Below are 21,574 nucleotides of genomic sequence, written 5' to 3'. Positions count from 1 at the left end.
TTCACTTCTCTAGTTTTTTATCGCCTACTGCCGCCTACCACTTTTGAAACTTAGAAATTCCCCTGGACCCACCGTTTGAGGCGCTCAAACACGGGGGCCTTAGGTTCATCGCTATAACTGCTACCGGAGCCGGACAAGCCCGACAACGAGATGCCGTCGGACTGCTTTTGCAGTCCATACAGCAACAGGCCGACCCCAGTGGAGTAAATCGGGTTGCGAACCACGTCCGCGAGCCCTTTGACATTGTGCGGTGTGCCCAGGCGCACCGGCATGTGGAAGATTTCCTCGGCCAGCTCGACCGCACCTTCCATCTTGGAGGTGCCACCGGTCAGCACGATGCCCGCTGGAATCAGGTCCTCGTAACCGCTGCGACGCAGTTCGGCCTGAATCAGCGTGAACAGTTCGTCATAGCGGGGCTCGACCACTTCGGCCAAGGCTTGACGGGACAGTTCGCGAGGTGGACGGTCGCCCACGCTCGGCACCTTGATGGTCTCACCCGCACCGGCCAGTTTGGCCAGGGCGCAGGCGTAACGGATCTTGATTTCTTCGGCGTACTGAGTCGGTGTACGCAGCGCCATGGCGATGTCATTGGTGACTTGATCGCCAGCGATCGGGATCACCGCCGTATGACGGATGGCGCCCTCGGTGAAGATTGCGATGTCGGTCGTACCACCGCCGATGTCCACCAGGCACACGCCGAGTTCTTTCTCGTCGTCGGTCAGGACCGAATAGGCCGAAGCCAGTTGCTCGAGGATGATGTCATCGACTTCCAGGCCGCAACGGCGCACGCACTTTTCGATGTTCTGTGCAGCGTTCACGGCGCAGGTCACGACGTGCACCTTGGCCTCCAGACGCACGCCCGACATGCCCAGTGGCTCGCGGACGCCTTCCTGGTTATCGATCACGTAGTCCTGCGGCAAGGTGTGCAGCACGCGCTGGTCAGCCGGGATCGCCACCGCCTGGGCAGCATCGAGCACGCGCTCCAGGTCGGCGGAGCTCACTTCACGGTCACGAATCGCCACGATACCGTGGGAGTTCAGGCTGCGGATGTGATTGCCCGCGACACCGACGAACGCCGAGTGGATGCGGCAGCCCGCCATCAGTTGCGCTTCTTCCACGGCACGCTGAATCGACTGCACGGTCGACTCGATGTTCACCACCACGCCCTTCTTCAGGCCGCGTGATGGGTGGGTGCCGATACCGACGATTTCCAGCGTGCCATCAGCCGCGACTTCGCCTACCAGCGCCACCACCTTGGAGGTACCGATATCCAATCCGACGATCATTTTGCCGCTTTGCACGTTTGCCATGGGTCCTGCCTCTTATCAATTCTTCGCGACGGCGGGTTTTTCCGTCGTTGGCGCTGGTGCCTGCTCACGCCACCCAACAGCCAGGCCGTTGTTGTAGCGCAGGTCGACGCGCGCAATGTTCGTGATCTGTTCTTTAAGCGTTTTTTCATAGATGGCGATAAAGCGGCGCATCTTCTCTACCAGATGGTCACGCCCCAGCAACAACTCCAGGCCAGGCCCGGCATTGTTCGCGCCGGTGGTGAGGAACCAACTGCCTCGCTCACGCAATTCCAGACGCGCGATGGAGAACCCCAATGGGCGCAACATCTGACTCAGCACCTGATACTGCTGCATCACCTGCTGTTGAGCCCGTTGAGGCCCGAACAACTGCGGAAGGTGTTCGTAGTTGGACAGTTCACGCGGGGTGAATGCCTGGCCCTGGTTGTTCAGCAGGGCTTCATCGCCCCAGCGCGCCACCGGCAACTGTTCTTCCAGACGAATCACCACCTGATCTGGCCAGACCCGACGCACTTCGGCGTGGGCGATCCAGGGCATCTGCTCCAGTTCAGTGCGCATCCCCGCCAGATCGATCGTAAAGAAGCTGGTGGCCACGTATGGCGCAATCCGCTGCTGCACCGCTTGCTGGCTGATGTAGCTCAAGTCGCCCTGAACGTTGATCCGCGAGATCGGCCGATCGGCGTAGGGCAATAGACGCTGGGCAGCTTCGTAAGAGCCGAAGCCGAACACCACCAGCAGTACCGGCCACATCAGGCCGCGCAGGAAACCGAAGTTCGGCTTGGGCAGACGGGCCGACAGCGGCTCCTTGGCCACCATACGGCTGGCGCCACGGGGTACCGGCTTGCGACCACCGGAAACGGGTTGCTGATGACGTAGTGTTGTGCCGAGCATGACTTACCCCCGCACCTGGACACTGTCGGCCAGAATCGCCAACACCAACTGGTTGAAATCGAGCCCGGCGGCGCTCGCCGCCATGGGCACCAGACTGTGATCGGTCATGCCGGGAACGGTGTTGACTTCCAGCAGCCAGAACTTGCCCTCGGCATCCTGCATGACATCCGTGCGCGCCCAACCGGCGACACCCACCGCCTCGCAGGCACGGGCGGCCAGCGCCTTGAGTTCCTGCTCCTTGGCCGCATCCAGGCCACACGGAATCCGGTACTGGGTGTCAGAAGCCAGATACTTGGCATCGTAATCGTAAAAACTGTGGGGGGTGCCCAGGCCGATGGGAGGCAGGATTTGCCCACGCAGAGACGCGACCGTGAACTCAGGACCTTGAATCCATTGTTCGACCAATACGTGCGAATCGTAGGTACTGGCGGCATTCCATGCGGCGATCAATTCGTCGACGCCGGTCACCTTGGCCATACCGATACTGGAGCCTTCATGGGCGGGTTTGACGATCAAAGGAAAGCCCAGTTCCGTCGCCGCAGAAATACAGTCAGCTTCGCTGTTCAGTACGGCGTGACGGGGTGTGGGTAAGCCCAGGCTCTGCCAGACCTGCTTGGTGCGCAGCTTGTCCATCGCCAGTGCAGAGGCCAGTACACCGCTGCCTGTATAAGGGATGCCCAGACACTCCAGCAAACCCTGCATGGTGCCGTCTTCGCCGCCACGACCGTGCAGGACGATGAACGCACGGTCGATGGTTTCGCTGGCCAGTCGATGCAGGAAGTCATCGCCCACATCGATGCCAAAGGCATCGACACCCGCGCTCAGCAGTGCCTGAAGCACCGCTTGGCCGGATTTCAGGGACACCTCCCGCTCCGCACTCTTGCCACCGAAAAGCACGGCAACCCGACCGAAGGTTTTCGGTTCCAGGGTCGAGAGCAGGGAGACTGGCGCGACGGCTGTCATTTCAGCTTACCTTCGGTAGAAGCCACGATGGCGCCCGTGAATAACGGGCTCTTGAGCAATTGCGGGGCAAGGCCGCCGATGTCTCCCGCGCCTTGGCACAGCAGAATGTCGCCCGCCCGCAACAGCGGCTTGACCAGCGGGGCCAGTTCGGCGCCACGCTCGATGTAAATCGGGTCCAACTGGCCACGCTGGCGGATGCTGTGCGCCAACTGGCGGCTGTCCGCACCTGGAATCGGCTCTTCGCCTGCGGGGTAGACTTCCATCAACAACAGCACATTGGCGTCATTGAGCACCTGCACGAAATCGTCGTACAGGTCGCGCGTACGGCTGTAACGGTGCGGTTGATAGACCATGACCAGTCGACGATCCGGCCAGCCCCCGCGCACCGCATTGATTACCGCAGCGACTTCCCGAGGATGGTGGCCGTAGTCGTCCACCAGCATGACGTTGCCGCCTTCGACCGGCAGTTCGCCATATACCTGGAACCGACGGCCCACGCCCTGAAAGCCCGAGAGGCCCTGAATGATGGCCTCATCGGTGATGCCCTCATCGGTCGCGATGGCGATGGTGGCCAGCGAGTTGAGCACATTGTGATTGCCTGGCATGTTCACCGACACGTCGAGCGGCTCACGGTCGCGGCGCAGCACGGTGAAGTGAGTGCGCATCCCCTCCTGACGGACATTGATCGCGCGCACGTCAGCGTCTTCGTTGAAGCCGTAGGTCACCACCGGCCGCTTGACCGATGGCAGGATGTCGCGCACCACAGGGTCGTCGGTGCACACCACCGCCAGCCCGTAGAACGGCAGGTTGTGCAGGAACTCGACGAAGGTTTTCTTCAGCTTGTTGAAGTCACCTTCGTACGTCGCCATGTGGTCGGCGTCGATGTTGGTCACGACGGCCACCAGCGGCTGCAGGTGGAGGAAACTGGCGTCGCTTTCGTCAGCCTCGGCGATGAGGTAACGGCTGGTGCCCAGTTGGGCGTTGGTGCCTGCTGCGTTCAGACGGCCACCAATGACGAACGTCGGATCAAGCCCGCCCGCCGCGAACACTGATGCGATCAGGCTGGTGGTGGTGGTCTTGCCATGGGTACCGGCGACGGCGATGCCATGGCGGTAGCGCATCAGCTCGGCGAGCATTTCCGCACGGGGCACCACCGGAATGCGGCGCTCCAGCGCGGTCGCCACTTCCGGGTTGGACGTGTTCACAGCGCTGGACACGACCAGTACGTCAGCCGCCGCGGCGTTTTCCGCACGATGACCGATGAAGATCTGCGCGCCGAACGTTTCCAGACGCTCGGTCACGGGCGACGCTTTCAGGTCGGAACCGGACACGTCATAACCCAGGTTCAGCAACACCTCGGCGATGCCGCACATGCCCACGCCACCGATCCCGACGAAGTGGATGCGACGGATGCGGCGCATTTCTGGTTGTGGCATAGCGCGTTGACTCTCAACCATGGACGACCTCCAGGCAGACATCGACGACGGTGTGGGTGGCGTCCGGCTTGGCCAGTTGGCGAGCCGTTGCAGCCATGCGCTTCAATTGTTCGGGTTGCATCAAAACCTCTTTCAGGCGAGCCGCCATTTCGGCAGCGCCGGTTGTTCTCTGTGGCATGACGAAGGCAGCGCCTTCGCGGGCCAGGTATTCGGCGTTCCGTGACTGGTGGTCATCGATTGCGTGGGGCAGCGGCACCAGCAGCGAAGGCAGCCCAGCCGCCGCCAATTCACTGATGGTCAACGCGCCGGCGCGGCATACCACCAGATCCGCCCAGCCGTAGGCTTGGGCCATATCCTTGATGAACGGCGCGACCTGCGCATCGACGCCTACGGCGCGGTAACGCTCGGCGGTGATTTCGTCGTGGTTTTTGCCAGCCTGGTGGAAGACTTCAGGCCGGACCTCGACCGGTACTTGCGCCAGCGCCTCCGGCAACAGCTTGTTCAGCGGTTCAGCACCCAGACTGCCGCCTAGCACCAGCAGGCGCGGCTTGCGACCTTCCAAGGCCTGGCGCGGGGTTTCGAAGAACAGTTCGGGACGCACAGGGTTACCCGTGGTGCGACGCTTGGCCGACGCCGCGAACGTCTGAGGAAACGCCTCGCACACCCGCGCCGCGAAAGATGCCAGGCTGCGATTGGCCGTCCCCGCGACCGCGTTCTGTTCATGAATGATCAAGGGCACACCCGCCAATTTGGCCGCCAGCCCGCCCGGCCCTGTGACATAGCCGCCAAACCCGACGACGCAGACTGGCTTCAATTCGCGCACGACCTTGCGCGCCTGCAGCAATGCCTTGAGCAGCATGAATGGCGCCTTGAGCAACGAAAGACGCCCCTTTCCGCGCAGACCGGTCACGTCGATCAGGTGCAATTTCAGGCCAGCAGCCGGGACCAGTTCGTTCTCGATACCCCGCGGGGTGCCAAGCCAGTGGACGGTATAGCCACGTGCCTGGAATTCCCGCGCGCAGGCGAGCGCCGGGAACACGTGCCCGCCGGTGCCGCCTGCCATGATCAAGACATTACCGACGGCCATGGCTCGGCTCCTCGGCAAAATCGCTTTCTTTGAACTCGGCTTCTTCACTGCCCATGTTGTTGCGCGACTCCCATTCGATACGCAACAACAGCCCAAGGCTGGCACAGCAGATGATCAGGGAGCTGCCGCCATAGCTGAGGAACGGCAGGGTCAGACCTTTGGTAGGCAGCAGCCCGACGTTCACTCCGATGTTGATCAGGAACTGGCCAATCCACAGGAAGGCCAGACCATAAGCGGTGTAAGCCGCAAAGAATTGCTTGGCGCGCTCGGCCCACATGCCGATGTACATCGCACGAATACTCACGAACACGAACAGCGCGACGGTGGCCAGCGAGCCGACGACGCCCAGCTCTTCGGCCAATACCGAAAACACGAAGTCGGTATGCGCTTCCGGGAGGTAGAACTGTTTCTGCACGCTGTTGCCCAGCCCCACGCCGAACCATTCGCCACGGCCGAACGCGATCAGCGCCTGAGTCAGCTGATAGCCCGAGCCGAACTGATCGGACCAAGGGTCGGTGAAGGTGATCAGACGCGCCATCCGGTACGGCTGCGCCTGAACCAGCACGAACACGGCCGCCACCGCGAGCGCCACCATCAGCGTAAAGCGGAACAAGCCGACGCCACCGAGGAACAGCATTGCGGCAGCCGAGCCCATCATCACGACGGTGGCCCCGAAGTCAGGTTCCATCAGCAGCAGCCCTGCCATCGGCAGCAGCACGATGAAGGGCTTGAAGAAGCCCATCCAGCTCTCGCGCACTTCCTGTTGACGCCGGATGAGGTAACCCGCAAGGAAAATCACCACGAATACCTTGGCGATTTCCGAAGGCTGCACGTTGAACATGCCGAAACCGATCCAGCGCATCGAGCCGTTCACCTCGCGCCCGATGCCGGGCACGATGACCAGCACCAACAAACCGAAGGCGCCGATCAGCATCAGCCAGCCCAGACGTTGCCAGGTGGCCACGGGAATCATCATGGTCGCGATGCACGCACCCAGCCCCAGCACCAGGTAAATCAGATGGCGGGTCATCATGTACAGCGCGTTGCCCGACTGCACGGCAGCCACTTCCGACGAGGCGGAAGTGATCATCACCAGGCCCAGGCCCAGCAGCGCCAGACAGCCGGCGAGCATGGGGAAATCGACATCGACACCACGGCCGCTGATGATCGGCGACGGGTAAGGCTTGATCACGCCAAAGATCATGACAAGTCTCCCACGGCCTGTGCGAACAGGCGTCCGCGCTCTTCGAAATTCTTGAACATATCCAGGCTCGCACAGGCGGGGGACAGCAGCACCGCGTCGCCTTCCAGGGCCGCATCGGCGGCGCTCTGCACCGCTTCTTCCAAGGTATTGACGCGAATCAGCGGCACCGAATCGCCAAAGGTCGCGGCGAGCAGCTCGGCATCGCGCCCTAGCAGAACGACCGCACGGCAGTGCGTCGCCACTGACGCTTTCAAGGCCGAGAAATCAGCGCCCTTGCCGTCACCGCCGGCAATCAGCACCAGCTTGCCCTTGATGTCCGCGCCCAGGCCTTCGATGGCAGCCAGCGCGGCGCCTACGTTGGTGGCCTTGGAGTCATCGTAATAGTTGACGCCATGGCGCTCGCGCACCCACTGGCAGCGATGCACCAGGCCTGCGAAGCGACGCAGCGCCTCAAGCATGGGCGCGAACGACAGCCCGGCGGCGTGCCCGAGCGCGAGCGCTGCAAGCGCGTTCGCCTGGTTATGCGCGCCACGGATCTTCAGTTCACTGACAGGCATCAGGGCGTCGAACTGGAACGCGAGGTATTTTTCGCCGTTTTCTTCGCGCAGACCGAAGCCGTTGACGTCCGGCTTGTTCAAACCGAAGGTCCAACAGGCTACGCCCTCACCAATGAGCGGACGCGACAGGGCGTCCTGGCGATTGACCACCACCTGGCGCGCGCCGCGGAAAATCCGGTGCTTGGCCAGATGATAAGCAGGCAAGCCGCTGTAGCGATCCATGTGGTCTTCGCTGACGTTCAGCACGGTAGCCACTTCGGCGCCAAGATGATCGGTGGTTTCCAGCTGAAAGCTCGACAACTCCAGGACGTACAACTCGACGTCATCGCTCAGCAGGTCGAGTGCTGGCGTGCCGAGGTTACCGCCGACCGCCACGCGTTTGCCCGCTGCGACGGCCATTTCCCCAACCAGCGTGGTGACGGTGCTTTTCGCGTTGGAGCCGCTGATCGCGATGATCGGCGCCTTGGCATTGCGGGCAAACACCTCGATGTCACCGGAAAGCTTGACGCCGCGCGCTGCCGCTTGCTGCAGCGCAGGGGTGGCGAGGGCCAGGCCGGGACTCACGTACAGTTCATCGGCGCGGCAGAGGAATTCGACGTCCAGCTCACCACAACGCACTTCCACCTGCGGGTAGTCGCGACGCAGGGTCGCCAGTTCCGGAGGATTCTCCCGCGTATCGGCCACGGCAAACGCCACGCCCCGGCTCGCCAGGAAGCGAACCAGGGACATGCCGCTCTTGCCGAGGCCGACAACGATGCGGAAGTGGTCAGAAGCGATCAGTGACACTCTGTCTTACCTCAGTTTCAACGTAGCAAGGCCGATCAGCACGAGGATCACGGTGATGATCCAGAAACGGACAATCACACGCGGCTCGGGCCAGCCCTTGAGTTCGAAATGGTGATGGATCGGCGCCATGCGAAAAACGCGGCGGCCGGTCAACTTAAACGATGCAACCTGAATGACGACTGACAGGGTCTCCATCACGAACACGCCACCCATGATGAACAGGACGATTTCCTGACGGACGATGACCGCGATGGTGCCCAGTGCCGCACCCAGCGCCAGCGCGCCGACGTCGCCCATGAACACCTGGGCCGGATAAGTGTTGAACCACAGAAAGCCCAGACCGGCGCCAATCAACGCGCCGCAGAAGACAATCAGCTCACCGGCACCCGGCACATAAGGAATCAGCAGGTATTCGGCGAATTTCACGTTACCGGACAGATAGCAGAAGATGCCAAGGGCCCCGCCGACCATGACCGTCGGCATGATGGCCAGGCCGTCCAGACCGTCGGTCAGGTTGACGGCGTTGCTGGAGCCGACGATCACGAAATACGTGAGGATCACGAAGCCCACGCCCAGCGGGATGCTGAAGTCCTTGAGCATTGGGATCAGCAGTGTCGTTTCTACCGGCGTCTGCGCGGTCATATAAAGGAAGATCGCAGCGCCAAGACCGAACACCGATTGCCAGAAATATTTCCACCGGCTCGGCAGGCCGCGCGAGTTCTTTTCGATGACCTTGCGATAATCGTCGACCCAGCCGATGCCGCCGAACAGCAGCGTGACGATCAGCACGACCCACACGTAGCGGTTGGTCAAATCGGCCCACAGCAAGGTAGCAATACCAATGGCGGACAGAATCAGCGCGCCCCCCATGGTCGGGGTGCCGGATTTGGACAGGTGGGATTGAGGGCCGTCGTTGCGGACGGATTGACCGATCTGCTTGTTCTGCAGGGCACGGATCATCCACGGACCCAGGCACAGCGAGAGCGACAGTGCGGTGAGCACGCCGAGAATCCCGCGCAGGGTCAGGTACTGGAAGACCGCGAAGCCTTTGTAGAACTGTTGCAGATACTCGGCCAGCAGCAGCAGCATTAATGTTTCTCCAGGCGAGTTCCGCACAGCGCGGCGACGACGTTTTCCATCGCGGCGCTGCGAGAACCTTTGATCAAAATGGTGGTGTTCTTGTCTTGCTCGGCGCCCAGCGCCTTGATCAGGTCAGCCTGACTTGCAAAATGGCGGGCATCCTGCCCGAAAGCCTTGACCGCATGGGCCATCAACGGACCGACGGCATACAGCGCATCGACCTTGCCTGCGGCATACGCGCCGACATCGCGATGCCCCTGTTCCGCCCAGTCGCCCAACTCGCCAATGTCCCCCAGTACCAGCACCTTGCGGCCCGGGAACGTCGTGAGGATATCGGTGGCGGCGGCCACGGAGGTTGGGTTGGCGTTGTAGGTGTCGTCGATCACGCGAATGCCGTTGGTCGCCAGTTGCGCGACCGTGCGCCCTTTGACGGGCTGGACATTGTTCAGGCCGGCCACGATGCCGGGCAGTGCAACGCCCAGCGCATGGGCGGCAGCCGCCGCAGCCAACGCGTTGGCCACGTTGTGGGCGCCCAGAAGATTCAGCTGCACCTGCGCCGACCCCGCCGGACTGTGCAGGGTAAACGCCGGGCATCCACGGGCATCGATGCCCAGGTCACTGGCGTAGACGTCCGCTTCGCTGTCCTTGATCGAAAAGCTCAGCACATTCCGCGCCCCTGCCCGCGCGACCCAGATGTCGAACGCCTTGTCGTCACGGTTCAACACCGCGGTGCCTCGACCGTCCAGGCCTTCAATGATTTCGCCTTTGGCTTCGACGATCTTCTGTGGCCCCCCGAACTCACCGACATGAGCAGTCCCCGCATTGGTCAATACCGACACATGGGGCTTGGTCAGACTCACGGTGAATGCGATTTCTCCGACGCGGGACGCACCCAACTCGATGACCGCGGCGTCGAACTCCGGCGCTAGCGCCAGCAAAGTGAGCGGAACGCCCAGCTCGTTGTTCAGATTGCCCTTGGTCGCCAGGACAGAGCCGCGCGTGCGCAGGATGCTCGCCAGCATTTCCTTGACCGTGGTCTTGCCGCTGGAACCGGTGATCGCCGCGACCGGTTTGTCGACGAACGCATTGCGATTCATCGCGCCCAACTGAGCCAGCGCTTTGCGGGTATCGCCGACGATCAACTGGGGCAGAGCACTTCCTGGAACCTCGCGCTCGACCAAGGCGCCAACGGCCCCCTTGGCAGCGACCTGGTCGAGATAATCGTGCCCATCAAAACGCGGGCCGGTCAGCGCCACGAACAATTGCCCGGCTTCGATCGCACGGCTGTCGATGCTGACACCCTCGAAGCTGACATCCTCACCCACCCGGCGTGCGTCGAGTGGCAACAGCAATTCGCTGAACGAAAGCGGCTTAATCATGTGCAGCCTCCCATGCGTCCAGTGCCTTGGCGGCTTCCTCAAGATCGGAAAACGGATGGCGCTGGCCATCGATTTCCTGGTAATCCTCATGCCCTTTGCCTGCCAGCACGATCACATCGGCGGCTTGGGCCTCGGCAATGATCCGGGCGATGGCCTGCCCGCGACCTGCCACGAAGGTCACGCCCTCCACGGCAGCAAACCCGGCGCGGATGTCATCGAATATGACGGCAGGGTCTTCTGTGCGTGGGTTGTCGTCGGTGACCAGCACCTTGTCAGCCAGGCGCTCGACCACTTCGGCCATGATCGGACGCTTGCCGCGATCCCGATCACCGCCGCAGCCGAACAGGCAAGTCAGTTGGCCTTTCACGTGCGGCCGAAGCGCGAGCAAGACTTTTTCCAGTGCGTCCGGGGTGTGCGCGTAATCCACCACCACCAGAGGACGAGCGCCGCCGCCCAGGCGCTGCATGCGCCCGACCGGACCTTCCAGGCCTGGGAGCACCTTGAGAATTTCGTCCAGCGGATAGTCCAGGCCAAGCAACGCGCCGACCGCAGCCAGCACATTGCTCAGGTTGAAACGCCCCAGCAGACTGCTGCGCAGCACATGGTCGCCCTGCGGTGTCACGAGCGTGGCGCGAACACCGTCGTCGTCGAACTGGGCATCGCGACAGAACAGATAGGCGCGGCTGTCTTCCTGGCTGTAGGTAATCAGACGCGAGGGGTGGACCTGGCTCGCCAGTTGACGACCGAAATCATCGTCAAGGTTGACCACGCGGCAACGCAAGTCATCCCAGGCGAACAACTTGGCTTTCGCTGCGCCATAGGCTTCCATCGTGCCGTGGTAGTCCAGATGGTCGCGAGACAGGTTGGTCATGACCGCGACATCGAACGCCAGTGCCGTCACCCGCCCCTGATCCAGGCCGTGAGACGACACTTCCATGGCTATTGCCTTGGCACCGGCCTTTTTCAGGTCGTAGAGGGTCGACTGAACGGAAATCGGATCGGGTGTGGTGTGAATTCCGCTTTTCAGCTCGCTGTAAAAGCCGGTGCCGAGCGTGCCGATCAAACCGCAGCGCTCACCCAGCGCGTCCAGCGCTTGAGCGATCAACTGGGTGACGCTGGTCTTGCCATTGGTTCCGGTCACACCGACCAGGTTCAGACTGCGGCTCGGATCCCCATAGAAACGACCGGCGATATCCGACAATTGCGCCCCCAGCCCTTTGACCGGAATCATGGGGATATCCGTGATCGGCAGCACTTTCGCGCCTTCCGCTTCGTAGGCGACCGCGGCTGCACCGTGGGCAATGGCATCGGTAATGTGATCGCGCCCGTCGACTTTAAGGCCCGGAACCGCCAGGAACAAATCACCTGGACGCACCTTGCGGCTGTCCAGGGTCAGTTCCCGGATCAGCAGGTCGCGGTCGCTCTGAGCGAAGATCTTGTTCAGGTTGAAGGCCATCAGCCGCGCCCTCCTTTTACCGGAACGACCAGTGGCGCCGCGTTGGCCTGCTGCTCGGGCGGAACGGGCGCGAGGTTATCAGGGCGCACGTTCATCAGACGCAGCGTGCCCGACATGACCTTGCTGAAGACCGGTGCCGAGACCAGACCACCGAAGTAGCCACCTTTGCTCGGCTCGTCGATGACCACCACGATGGCGTAGCGCGGATTGCTCATCGGTCCGAATCCGGCGAACAGGGAGCGGTAGGAGTTTTCAGCGTACCCCTTGGTACCGACCGACGTTTTACGCGCAGTACCGGACTTGCCGGCAACGTGGTAGGACGGGACGCGGGCACGATAAACGCCACGCGGGTCCTCGATGACCGCCTGAAGCATGGTTTGCAAGGTCTTGGCGGTTGCTTCCGGGATGGCCTGGGTCGCTTCGGCCGGCTTGTCGGTTTTTAGAATGGTCAGCGGGACGATCTTGCCGTTGTTGGCCAGTGCCGAGTAGGCGTGGACAAGTTGCAGCGCCGTCACCGACAGGCCATAGCCGTACGATAGGGTCGCCGTTTCCGCCTTGCGCCATTCGCGGTAGTTCGGCAGGTTGCCGACACGCTCGCCGGGAAAGCCCAGCCCTGTGTACTGACCCAGGCCTACACGCTGCATGGCACGGAAAATGGCTTCGCCACCCACGTCAAACGCCACCTTGCTCATGCCGACGTTACTGGAGTTGATCAGAATGCCGGTCAGGTCGAGGATCGGGCCTTCGGTCTTGGTCACGTCACGAATGGTGTATTTACCGATCTGCAACGTGCCGGGGTACACCTCGACCTTGTCGCTGGGCTTCCAGCGGCCGCTGTCCAGCGCCGCGGTCATGGAAATCGGTTTCATCGTCGAGCCCGGCTCGAACACGTCGATGATTGCGCGGTTACGCATGGCGGCTGGCACCATGGTCCGGCGGTTATTAGGGTTGTAGGTTGGCTGGTTCACCATCGCCAACACTTCACCGCTCTTCACGTCCATGATGACAAGGCTTCCCGCCTTGGCGTCGTTTTCCTGAATCGCATTGCGCAGCTCGCGGGTCGCCAGGTATTGCAGGCGCAGATCAATAGACAAAGCCAAGGTCTTCCCGGCCTTGGCGTTTTTCTTCACTTGCAGGTCTTTGATCAACCTGCCGCGCCGGTCCTTGATGACCTGCCGCTTACCGGGCACGCCGGCGAGCCAGTCGTCGTATGCCAGCTCCACGCCTTCGCGGCCGTGGTCGTCCAGGTCGGTAAAGCCGACCATGTGCGCGGTGACATCGCCTGCCGGATAGAAACGGCGAAACTCTTCTTTGCCGTAGACTCCCGGTACCTTCAAATCGAGCACCGCCTGCCCCTGCTCCGGGGTCAGGCCACGGACCAGGTAGATAAACTCCTTGGAAGCCTGTTCATTCAGACGGTCGGTCAAGGCTTTGGGATCCTGCCCCAAGGCTTGCGCCAACACACCCCATTTGCTTTTATCCGCCTGCATTTCGGACGGGTTTGCCCAAATAGTGGTGACAGGCGTACTGACGGCCAGCGGCTCTCCATTGCGGTCGGTAATCAACCCGCGGTGAGCGGGAATCGAGACGGTGCGCAGACTGCGAGCATCGCCTTGCTCGATCAGGAAGCGGTGGTCAATGACCTGTAGATCGACGATGCGGTAGGAAATGGCCAAGACCATGACCGACAGCAAACCGACCACCACGCGGAACCGCCACGGATACAGTGCGCCTTCAAGCTTCATCATGGCGACACCATCCGGATGTCGGCGGCATTGGGAATGTGCATTTTCAACTGATCGGTGGCCAGGTTTTCAATGCGGCTATGGGCCGTCCAAGTGCTCTGTTCCAGGATCAGCCGCCCCCACTCGGCCTGCGCCTTGTCACGAACGCTGAGTTCGGCATACAGGGAATTGAGCAACTGGCGGTTCCAGTGCGCGCTGTAGGAAACGGCAATCGCCGATACCAGGACGGCGATGAAAAGCAGCATCATGAAGAAGCTGCCCCCGGGCAGGGGTTTGAAGAAACCGCGATTCACCGGAGTTTCTCCGCAACGCGCATCACGGCACTGCGTGAGCGAGGGTTGGCGCGGGTCTCTTCATCGGAGGCGAATTGAGCCTTTCCGATCAGCTTGATGCGAGGTTCGAAGGCCTGATGCCGGATCGGCAGATTGCGCGGCATGTTGTCCGCTTCGCCCTTCACCAGCTTGCGCATGAACAGTTTGACGATACGATCTTCCAGGGAGTGAAAGCTGATCACGGCCAGACGGCCGCCCACTTCGAGGGCTTCCAGCGCGGCATCCAGGCCCGCTTCCAGATCGCCCAATTCGTTATTGACGTGAATGCGCAACCCTTGGAACGCGCGGGTCGCAGGGTTCTTGCCCTTCTCCCATGCCGGATTGGCCACTTTAAGGACCTCGGCCAGGTCACCGGTGCGCTCGAAAGGCTGGACCTCACGGCGCGCGACCACTGCAGCCGCCATGCGCTTGGCGAAACGTTCTTCGCCATATTCCTTGAAGACACGCGCGATTTCGTCCACGGGGGCGGTATTGACGAATTCCGCAGCGCTGACACCGCGCGACGGATCCATGCGCATGTCCAGCGGACCATCGTTCATGAAGCTGAAGCCGCGTTCCGGGTCGTCGAGCTGTGGCGAAGAAACGCCCAAGTCCAACAGAATACCGCTGACATTCCCGGCAATGCCCCGGGCTAGAGCCTCGTCGCCCAATTCGGCAAAACTGCGCTGCACAATGACAAAGCGGCCGTCTTCGGCCGCCAGCGCTTGCCCGGTGGCAATCGCTTGAGGATCCTTGTCGAAGCCGAGAAGCCGGCCATCCGGCCCGAGCTTCTGGAGAATGAGACGGCTGTGGCCGCCCCGCCCGAACGTGCCATCCAGATAGCAGCCATCGGCGCGCACCGCGAGAGCCTCGACGGCTTCTTCGAGCAGTACGGTGATGTGAGTAAAGCCGCTATTCATAGTCACAGAATCAGATCACGCAGTTCATCAGGCATCGCGCCCGGTTTTTGAATGGCCGCCAGGTCCGCATCAGCCAGCGCGTTCCAGGCGTCCTCATCCCACAATTGAAACTTGTTCAGCTGGCCTACCAGCATGACTCGCTTATCGAGCTTGGCGTACTCACGCAAACGGGGTGGCACCAGGAAACGACCGCTGCCATCGAGTTCCAGATCAACCGCATTGCCGATCAGCAACCGCTGTAAACGGCGGTTCTCTTCGCGAAATGTCGCGAGCTCACGCAACTTGGCCTCAATCAGTTCCCATTCCGGGAGCGGATAGATGCACAAGCAGGGGTCGACGGTATCAATGGTGACGATCAATTGGCCGGCGCTACGCGAATCGAGCTCGTCACGGTACCGGCTCGGCATAGCGAGACGGCCCTTTGCGTCGAGATTGATTGCATTTGCACCACGGAACACAGGCGCTTTCTCCGAATATTATCTTTTTGCGCTCAAAAAACCCACTTCACGCCACTTTCCGCCACTTGCGCACACTATAGGAATCCGCCCACCACACCGTCAAGGCAACTTCTTAAGGAAAAGCCTTACAGGACGGAGATTTACGCGACGTCATAGAGGAGTTTTAAGAAAAAACGGAGCGCTCCTTCGGATAAACCCGAAGAAACTCAAAAGCATGAGGCTCGAAGTTAAAGTGCTTTCTCAGGTTCTGACTTTTTTCGATATTTACGACGAGGGGTATTACGAGGGAAATGCGAGGTGGGAAGAGGTGGAGAGTCGATCTGTAAGCCGGGTTCTGTCGAGGACAGTCATTCCTCTACGATGGCCATCACTGGACATCTTTAGCAACCTACCCGGTTCCAGCGCGGGCCACGCCTTGGAACCCTATTTGGTCTTGCTCCGAGTGGGGTTTACCTAGCCACGCACTGTTGCCAGCCGTGCGGTGCGCTCTTACCGCACCTTTTCACCCTTACCGGCACCGAAGTGCTTAGGCGGTTGTTTTCTGTGGCACTTTCCGTAGGCTCGCGCCCCCCAGGCGTTACCTGGCACTCCGCCCTATGGAGCCCGGACTTTCCTCCCCCTTTCATTGCGGAACAATGAAAAGCAGCGACTGTCCAATCGACTCTCCGCCGCCAAGGGTACTGACTGACGGGCTCCAGAACAAGCTTTAATCAGCCTTCCGGCCATTTAAACGACCGGCTGAGGAGCCACTGTCACTCGCCTTTCTGCCTCTCAAGCGCTACTTGATAAAGCAGATTCTTGCGCACACCGGTGATCTCGGCGGCCAGTGCCGCCGCGCGCTTGAGCGGCATTTCCCCCAGGAGCAGGTCCAGCACGCGCCGCGCTTCGGCACCCACTGCATCTTCACCTTCAGGCTCACTCCACCCTGCCACCAGCACCACGCACTCACCGCGCTGCTGGTTGCTGTCGCGCTCGACGAATTCGCGCAGCTCACCCAGCGGCAACCCCTTCAGGGTTTCAAAGGTCTTGGTCAACTCACGCCCCAGCACAGCCGGCCGATCAGCGCCGAAGATCGCTTCCATATCCTGAAGGCATTCCAGAATGCGGTGAGGCGCTTCATAAAAGATGACTGTGCGCGGCTCCTCCCTGAGCAGTTCGAGTCGCGCCTTGCGGCCGACCGACTTGGCCGGAAGAAAGCCTTCGAAAATGAAACGATCGGACGGCAGCCCGGCGGCGGACAATGCTGCGATCAGCGCGCAGGCCCCCGGAACGGGAATGACCTGAACCCCCGCCGCCCGCGCTTGACGCACCAGGTGATAACCCGGATCGGAAATCAGCGGTGTGCCCGCATCGGAAATCAAGGCCACGTTGTCTCCGGCCTGCAAACGAGCGATGAATCGGCTGCCCTCATCGCGCTCGTTGTGTTCGTGACACGCCGCCAGCGGAGTGGAAATGCCGAAATGCTGCATCAGCCGCAACGAATGCCGGGTATCTTCAGCAGCGATCAACGAAACTTCACGCAACACCTTCAAGGCGCGCACGCTCATGTCATCCAGGTTGCCAATTGGCGTGGCCACCACATAAAGCGAGCCTGCAGTGGAATTCGAAACACCCGGAGCAGTCAAAGCGGACACCTCATGGTCGGTCAAAGCCTGCATTGTACAGGTTAAGGCGAAACAAACAGGGAGATTGACGAATGAAGCGAACGACTCGCCCCGGTCTCAGGGCCGTGTGCCCAGGCCAGGACAAATCATTGACCGAGCAGCCCACTCCATGCGCGAGCGGGCCAATATCTGGGGTTTAACGTCTACGACATCGCACCCCGGCCAGCGCTTGGGTACAATTCCACGCTTATTTGCTTGAGTACCAGGACATATACATGATCGCTTGCCTGCGGCTGTTCTCTGCCCTCTGCCTGGCTGCCCTGTTGGCGGCCTGTGCCAGTTCACCCTCTTCGAGTCTGGGCGAGCTGCCCCGCACGCCGGATGCCAGTATCGAGCAACTGCTTGAACAGGCTGCCGCCGCCAAGACACCGGACCAGGCCGCGCTACTGCGCCTGACGGCTGCGGATCTGGCCGCGCGCCAGAACAATCCGAGCCGCGCGGCCAGCATCCTGGAGCAGGTCCAGATCGATCAGCTCAAGACCGACAAGCAAATCTACGCCAATACCTTGTCCGCTGAACTTGCGCTCGGGCGCAGCCAGCCCAAGGCGGCGCTGACAGCGCTCAACCATTCCAGCATGCAGCACCTGGGCGAAATGCCCGTGGACTTGCAGACCCGAGCTCACACGGCACGCGCCCGCGCTTTCGAGGCCGATGGCCAACCGCTTGCCGCTGCCAGCGAACGAGTCTTCATGGGCCCGCTCCTGCAAGGCGATGCTCTGACCGCCAACAACGATGCCATCTGGACGCTGGTCGCCGCCCTGCCGCCGGAACAACTGCAAAGCACCGCAAATGACGACATGGGGGGCTGGCTGAGCCTCGCACGTGCTGTCAAAGGCGCCGGTACGCTGGAGCAGCAGCAGGCTGCCATCGACAACTGGAAAGCGCAGAACCCGCAGCACCCTGCTGCCCGCCAACTGCCTACCTCTCTCGCTCAACTGCGGGAGCTGAAAAGCCAGCCACTGACCAAGATTGCCCTGCTGCTGCCGCAGGATGGCCCGCTCGCCTCGGTCGCACGCGCCCTGCGCGACGGCTTCATGGCTGCGCATTATCAAGCACAGCAGGCTGGTCAGCCGTCGCCTGCCATTGAGGTCTTCGACAGCTCCCGCGTGACATCCATGGATGCCTTCTACGCTCAGGCCAAGGCCGCAGGCGCGCAAATGGTTGTCGGTCCGTTGGAGAAGCCGCTGGTCAAGCAACTCAGCGCGCACCCGCAGTTGCCGATCACCACGCTGGCGTTGAACTACAGCGATGTGACCACCCAAGGCCCGGCGGAGCTGTTCCAGTTCGGCTTGGCGGCGGAAGACGAAGCTCGCGAAGTGTCTCGCCGCGCCTGGGCGGACGGCAAACGCAGCGCAGTGGCCATGGTGCCGAAAGGCGAATGGGGCGACCGCGTACTTGAAGCCTTCCGTCAAAGCTGGCAAGCCAAGGGCGGGACGCTGCTGGGCGTCGAGCGTATCGACCAACCCGTTGCGCTGGCCCAACAAGTGGCGGACCTGTTCCAGTTGCGTAACAGCGAAGGCCGCGCCCAGCGCCTGCAGAGCACCACTGGCGCTCAAATGGCCGCTCAGCCCTCGCGCCGTCAGGACGTCGATTTCATGTTCCTGGCTGCCACTCCGCAGCAAGCGCAGCAGATCAAACCGACGATGGTCTTCCAGTACGCGGGCGATGTACCGGTCTACGCCACTTCCCATCTGTTCACCAACAGCGGCGACCAAGCCATGTACAACGACTTGGCTGGCGTGCGCTTCTGTGAAACGCCTTGGCTGCTGAATGCGGCCGACCCGCTGCGCCAGCAGGTCACCAATCAGTGGCCGCAGGCCGCCGGCAGCCTGGGTCGTCTGTATGCCATGGGCATCGACGCCTACCGTCTCGCGCCGCGCCTGACTCAACTCAAGACCCTTCCGGAAAGCCGCATCGACGGCCTGTCGGGGAGCCTGGCCATCGGTCAGGGCCAGCGTATCGAGCGTCAATTGCCATGGGCTCAGTTTGTCGATGGCAAGGTCCAGCGCCTGCCGGATACGGCTCCTTGACCACGGACCCGGCGCGACCGACCGCAGGGCAAATGGCGGAAGCCTATGCCCTGCGTCACCTACAGCAGCATGGATTGCAGCTCATCGCGCAGAACTGGTCATGCAAACGCGGCGAGCTTGATCTGGTCATGCTCGACGGCGATACAGTAGTATTCGTCGAAGTTCGCTATAGGCGCCATGCCGGATGGGGCGGCGCACTGGAGAGCGTCGATTTTCGCAAGCAGGAAAAACTCATCCTGGCCGCGCAATGGTTTCTGCAGAGCAATCTGAAATGGTCCGATTTCCCCTGCCGTTTCGATGTCGTGGCGATCAACGGCGACCCAGGCGCGGCCCCTGCTCTGAACTGGCTGCAACATGCGTTCGAAGGCTAAACCCCAGTGAATGCACAAGCGGCGCGCTTTTCCGGACACCTCATTCACACCGTTTTTTGCTCTTTGCTTTGCGGGCTGCACAGTTTTGTGCCGGGAGGCCGCTGACCTGATTCAGACGCCCACCGCCCAGCCGCCCCTATTAAGGTTTTCATAGATGGACATGCAATCCCGAATTCGCCAGCTTTTTCAGGCCAGCATCGATACCAAGCAACAGGCGATGGACGTTCTTGCACCTTACATCGAGCAAGCCAGCCAGGTCATGGTCGACGCTCTGCTTACCGAGCGCAAGATTCTCGCCTGCGGCAACGGCGGTTCGGCGGGAGACGCTCAGCACTTCTCGTCCGAACTGCTGAACCGCTTCGAACGCGAGCGTCCGAGCCTGCCCGCCATCGCACTGACCACAGACACTTCGACGATCACCTCAATCGCCAACGACTACAGTTACAACGAGATTTTTTCCAAGCAGATTCGCGCCCTCGGCCAGCCCAACGATGTCCTTCTGGCGATCTCCACCAGTGGCAACTCCGCCAACATCATCCAAGCCATTCAGGCCGCCCATGACCGGGAAATGATCGTCGTGGCTCTGACCGGGCGCGACGGCGGCGACGTGGCGTCGCTGCTGCTGCCGGAAGACGTGGAAATCCGTGTTCCGGCCGAAGTCACCGCACGCATTCAGGAGGTCCACCTGTTGGTGATCCACTGCTTGTGCTACTTGATCGACAGCCAAATTTTCGGGAGTGAAGAATGATATCCACACGCCTCAGCCTGGTGGCCCTGACCCTTTGCCTGGGTCTCAGCGGATGCAGCTCAGTGGTCAATGTCAGCCGCGAAGCGCCGATCGAGGATGATCGCGGTACCCGCACATTGGGCAGCAAGATCGACGACTCGCTGATCGAAACCAAGGTGGCGGTCAATATCGCCAAAGCCAGTCCCGACCTGGATAACGCTTCGCACATCGTCGTGACCAGCTTCAATGGCATCGTCCTGCTGGCAGGCCAAACGCCTCGCGCCGACCTCAAGCAACTCGCGGAACAGACCGCCAGCCAAGTGCAGAAGGTCAAGAAGGTCAACAACGAGCTGCAGGTCATCGAGCCCTCTTCCCTGCTCGCCCGCAGTAACGACGCCTGGCTGACCAGCAAGATCAAGACCGAAATGCTGACCGACAGCGCCATTCCCGGCTCGCGCATCAAGGTGGTGACCGAGAACGGGATCGTGTACCTGTTGGGCCTGCTGACCCAGGCGGAAGCCAACCGCGCTACCAATCTGGTCCAGGGCGTGAGTGGCGTGCAGAAAATCGTGAAGCTGTTCGAGTACATCGACTGACACGGGTCGAGCTTGTAGGAGCGCCCTTACCCGAGATGGGCTCATGGCGTCCGACACATCCGCTGCGGCTGTAGATACGTATTCGCGGGCAAGCGCACTCCTACAACGGGTTTTTCTGCAGCACAAAAAAGGCGATCCACCCGGATCGCCTTTTTCGTTACTGCCGAAAGATCACTTGACCACTTTCAGACTCGGCCGACCGCTGGGGCGCGGCGGCTCGTCATCAGGTGGCGGCATGTCATCGTCCTCGACATCCAGATCCTCATCGTCGTCGACTGCCGGCTCCAGGTCGAAAACCATGCCTTGGCCATTTTCCCGAGCATAGATGCCCATGACCGCCGCAACCGGCACGTAGAGACTATGGGGAACGCCGCCGAAGCGGCCTTCGAAACTCACGGCGTCGTTGTCCATATGCAAATGACGCACAGCGCTCGGCGAAATGTTGAGGACAATCTGCCCATCATTGGCGAAGCCCTGGGGAACCTGGACGGCCGGATATTCGGCATTGACCAGGATGTGTGGCGTGCAATCGTTGTCCACGATCCACTCGTAAAGAGCGCGGATCAAGTAGGGGCGACTGGAATTCATCGAACGGTTCCTTAAGCC

The 21,574-nt window shown here is 61.4% G+C and carries 20 protein-coding genes and 1 other RNA gene; 4 read left to right on the top strand and 17 right to left on the bottom strand.

What is annotated here, in order from left to right; genetic code table 11:
• Window positions 1-50: 50 nt before the first annotated feature.
• From ftsA to rsmI, 16 genes are all read right to left on the bottom strand, one after another.
• Window positions 51-1,310, bottom strand: a complete 1,260-nt coding sequence (gene ftsA / locus N5D61_RS08355; protein ID WP_108236922.1) for a cell division protein FtsA — start codon at window positions 1,308-1,310, stop codon at window positions 51-53.
• Between the two features lie 15 nt (window positions 1,311-1,325).
• The gene (locus N5D61_RS08350; protein ID WP_108236921.1) at window positions 1,326-2,198 is read right to left on the bottom strand and encodes a cell division protein FtsQ/DivIB; all 873 of its coding nucleotides are present in this window, start codon (window positions 2,196-2,198) and stop codon (window positions 1,326-1,328) included.
• A 3-nt stretch (window positions 2,199-2,201) separates the two neighbouring features.
• On the bottom strand, window positions 2,202-3,161 hold the full coding sequence (locus N5D61_RS08345) for a D-alanine--D-alanine ligase (protein WP_108236920.1): 960 nt from the start codon (window positions 3,159-3,161) through the stop codon (window positions 2,202-2,204).
• Entirely contained in the window at window positions 3,158-4,618 is a 1,461-nt protein-coding gene (murC, locus tag N5D61_RS08340) for a UDP-N-acetylmuramate--L-alanine ligase (protein WP_108236919.1), read from the bottom strand. Before murC ends, N5D61_RS08345 begins: the two co-directional genes overlap by 4 nt.
• Entirely contained in the window at window positions 4,611-5,684 is a 1,074-nt protein-coding gene (murG, locus tag N5D61_RS08335; protein WP_279891959.1) for an undecaprenyldiphospho-muramoylpentapeptide beta-N-acetylglucosaminyltransferase, read from the bottom strand. The genes murC and murG overlap by 8 nt, the downstream gene beginning before the upstream one ends.
• Entirely contained in the window at window positions 5,671-6,885 is a 1,215-nt protein-coding gene (ftsW, locus tag N5D61_RS08330; protein ID WP_177411035.1) for a putative lipid II flippase FtsW, read from the bottom strand. The genes murG and ftsW overlap by 14 nt, the downstream gene beginning before the upstream one ends.
• Window positions 6,885-8,231 (bottom strand): UDP-N-acetylmuramoyl-L-alanine--D-glutamate ligase, encoded by a 1,347-nt coding sequence (gene murD / locus N5D61_RS08325; RefSeq protein ID WP_279891957.1) that lies wholly within the window; start codon window positions 8,229-8,231, stop codon window positions 6,885-6,887. The genes ftsW and murD overlap by 1 nt, the downstream gene beginning before the upstream one ends.
• Before the next feature lie 6 nt (window positions 8,232-8,237).
• Window positions 8,238-9,320, bottom strand: coding sequence for a phospho-N-acetylmuramoyl-pentapeptide-transferase (gene mraY / locus N5D61_RS08320; protein ID WP_108236915.1), 1,083 nt, complete (start codon window positions 9,318-9,320; stop codon window positions 8,238-8,240).
• Window positions 9,320-10,690 carry a UDP-N-acetylmuramoyl-tripeptide--D-alanyl-D-alanine ligase gene (gene murF / locus N5D61_RS08315; protein ID WP_279891954.1) on the bottom strand — a complete coding sequence of 457 codons (1,371 nt, stop codon included), beginning with the start codon at window positions 10,688-10,690 and terminating at the stop codon, window positions 9,320-9,322. Before murF ends, mraY begins: the two co-directional genes overlap by 1 nt.
• A complete protein-coding gene (locus N5D61_RS08310) occupies window positions 10,683-12,146 on the bottom strand; it encodes a UDP-N-acetylmuramoyl-L-alanyl-D-glutamate--2,6-diaminopimelate ligase (protein WP_279891952.1) in 1,464 nt (487 codons plus the stop codon). The genes murF and N5D61_RS08310 overlap by 8 nt, the downstream gene beginning before the upstream one ends.
• Window positions 12,146-13,894: a penicillin-binding protein 2 gene (locus N5D61_RS08305; RefSeq protein ID WP_108236912.1), complete on the bottom strand. Its 1,749-nt coding sequence runs from the start codon at window positions 13,892-13,894 to the stop codon at window positions 12,146-12,148. The genes N5D61_RS08310 and N5D61_RS08305 overlap by 1 nt, the downstream gene beginning before the upstream one ends.
• Entirely contained in the window at window positions 13,891-14,184 is a 294-nt protein-coding gene (gene ftsL / locus N5D61_RS08300) for a cell division protein FtsL (protein ID WP_279891950.1), read from the bottom strand. The genes N5D61_RS08305 and ftsL overlap by 4 nt, the downstream gene beginning before the upstream one ends.
• The gene (rsmH, locus tag N5D61_RS08295; RefSeq protein WP_108236910.1) at window positions 14,181-15,122 is read right to left on the bottom strand and encodes a 16S rRNA (cytosine(1402)-N(4))-methyltransferase RsmH; all 942 of its coding nucleotides are present in this window, start codon (window positions 15,120-15,122) and stop codon (window positions 14,181-14,183) included. The genes ftsL and rsmH overlap by 4 nt, the downstream gene beginning before the upstream one ends.
• A gap of 2 nt (window positions 15,123-15,124) precedes the next feature.
• Window positions 15,125-15,580, bottom strand: a complete 456-nt coding sequence (gene mraZ, locus N5D61_RS08290) for a division/cell wall cluster transcriptional repressor MraZ (protein WP_037017349.1) — start codon at window positions 15,578-15,580, stop codon at window positions 15,125-15,127.
• Window positions 15,581-15,887: 307 nt separating this feature from the next.
• Window positions 15,888-16,245: RNase P RNA component class A (gene rnpB, locus N5D61_RS08285), an RNA gene on the bottom strand.
• An 87-nt stretch (window positions 16,246-16,332) separates the two neighbouring features.
• The gene (gene rsmI / locus N5D61_RS08280) at window positions 16,333-17,238 is read right to left on the bottom strand and encodes a 16S rRNA (cytidine(1402)-2'-O)-methyltransferase (RefSeq protein WP_279891946.1); all 906 of its coding nucleotides are present in this window, start codon (window positions 17,236-17,238) and stop codon (window positions 16,333-16,335) included.
• Window positions 17,239-17,459: 221 nt separating this feature from the next.
• Here rsmI and N5D61_RS08275 point away from each other — a divergent pair, with 221 nt between their 5' ends.
• From N5D61_RS08275 to N5D61_RS08260, 4 genes are all read left to right on the top strand, one after another.
• Window positions 17,460-19,274 carry a penicillin-binding protein activator gene (locus N5D61_RS08275; RefSeq protein WP_279891944.1) on the top strand — a complete coding sequence of 605 codons (1,815 nt, stop codon included), beginning with the start codon at window positions 17,460-17,462 and terminating at the stop codon, window positions 19,272-19,274.
• Entirely contained in the window at window positions 19,271-19,645 is a 375-nt protein-coding gene (locus tag N5D61_RS08270; RefSeq protein ID WP_279891942.1) for a YraN family protein, read from the top strand. Before N5D61_RS08275 ends, N5D61_RS08270 begins: the two co-directional genes overlap by 4 nt.
• Window positions 19,646-19,799: 154 nt before the next feature.
• A complete protein-coding gene (locus N5D61_RS08265) occupies window positions 19,800-20,393 on the top strand; it encodes a phosphoheptose isomerase (protein ID WP_108236906.1) in 594 nt (197 codons plus the stop codon).
• Entirely contained in the window at window positions 20,390-20,968 is a 579-nt protein-coding gene (locus N5D61_RS08260) for a BON domain-containing protein (protein ID WP_108236905.1), read from the top strand. Before N5D61_RS08265 ends, N5D61_RS08260 begins: the two co-directional genes overlap by 4 nt.
• Window positions 20,969-21,139: 171 nt before the next feature.
• Here N5D61_RS08260 and N5D61_RS08255 read toward each other — a convergent pair whose 3' ends face one another.
• Window positions 21,140-21,556 (bottom strand): ClpXP protease specificity-enhancing factor, encoded by a 417-nt coding sequence (locus tag N5D61_RS08255; protein WP_108236904.1) that lies wholly within the window; start codon window positions 21,554-21,556, stop codon window positions 21,140-21,142.
• Window positions 21,557-21,574 lie beyond the last annotated feature (18 nt).

The organism is Pseudomonas sp. GD03842 (assembly GCF_029841165.1).
Lineage (GTDB): Bacteria > Pseudomonadota > Gammaproteobacteria > Pseudomonadales > Pseudomonadaceae > Aquipseudomonas.
Note: the sequence above shows the minus strand (reverse complement) of the source record. Positions and strands in the feature narration are given on the sequence as shown.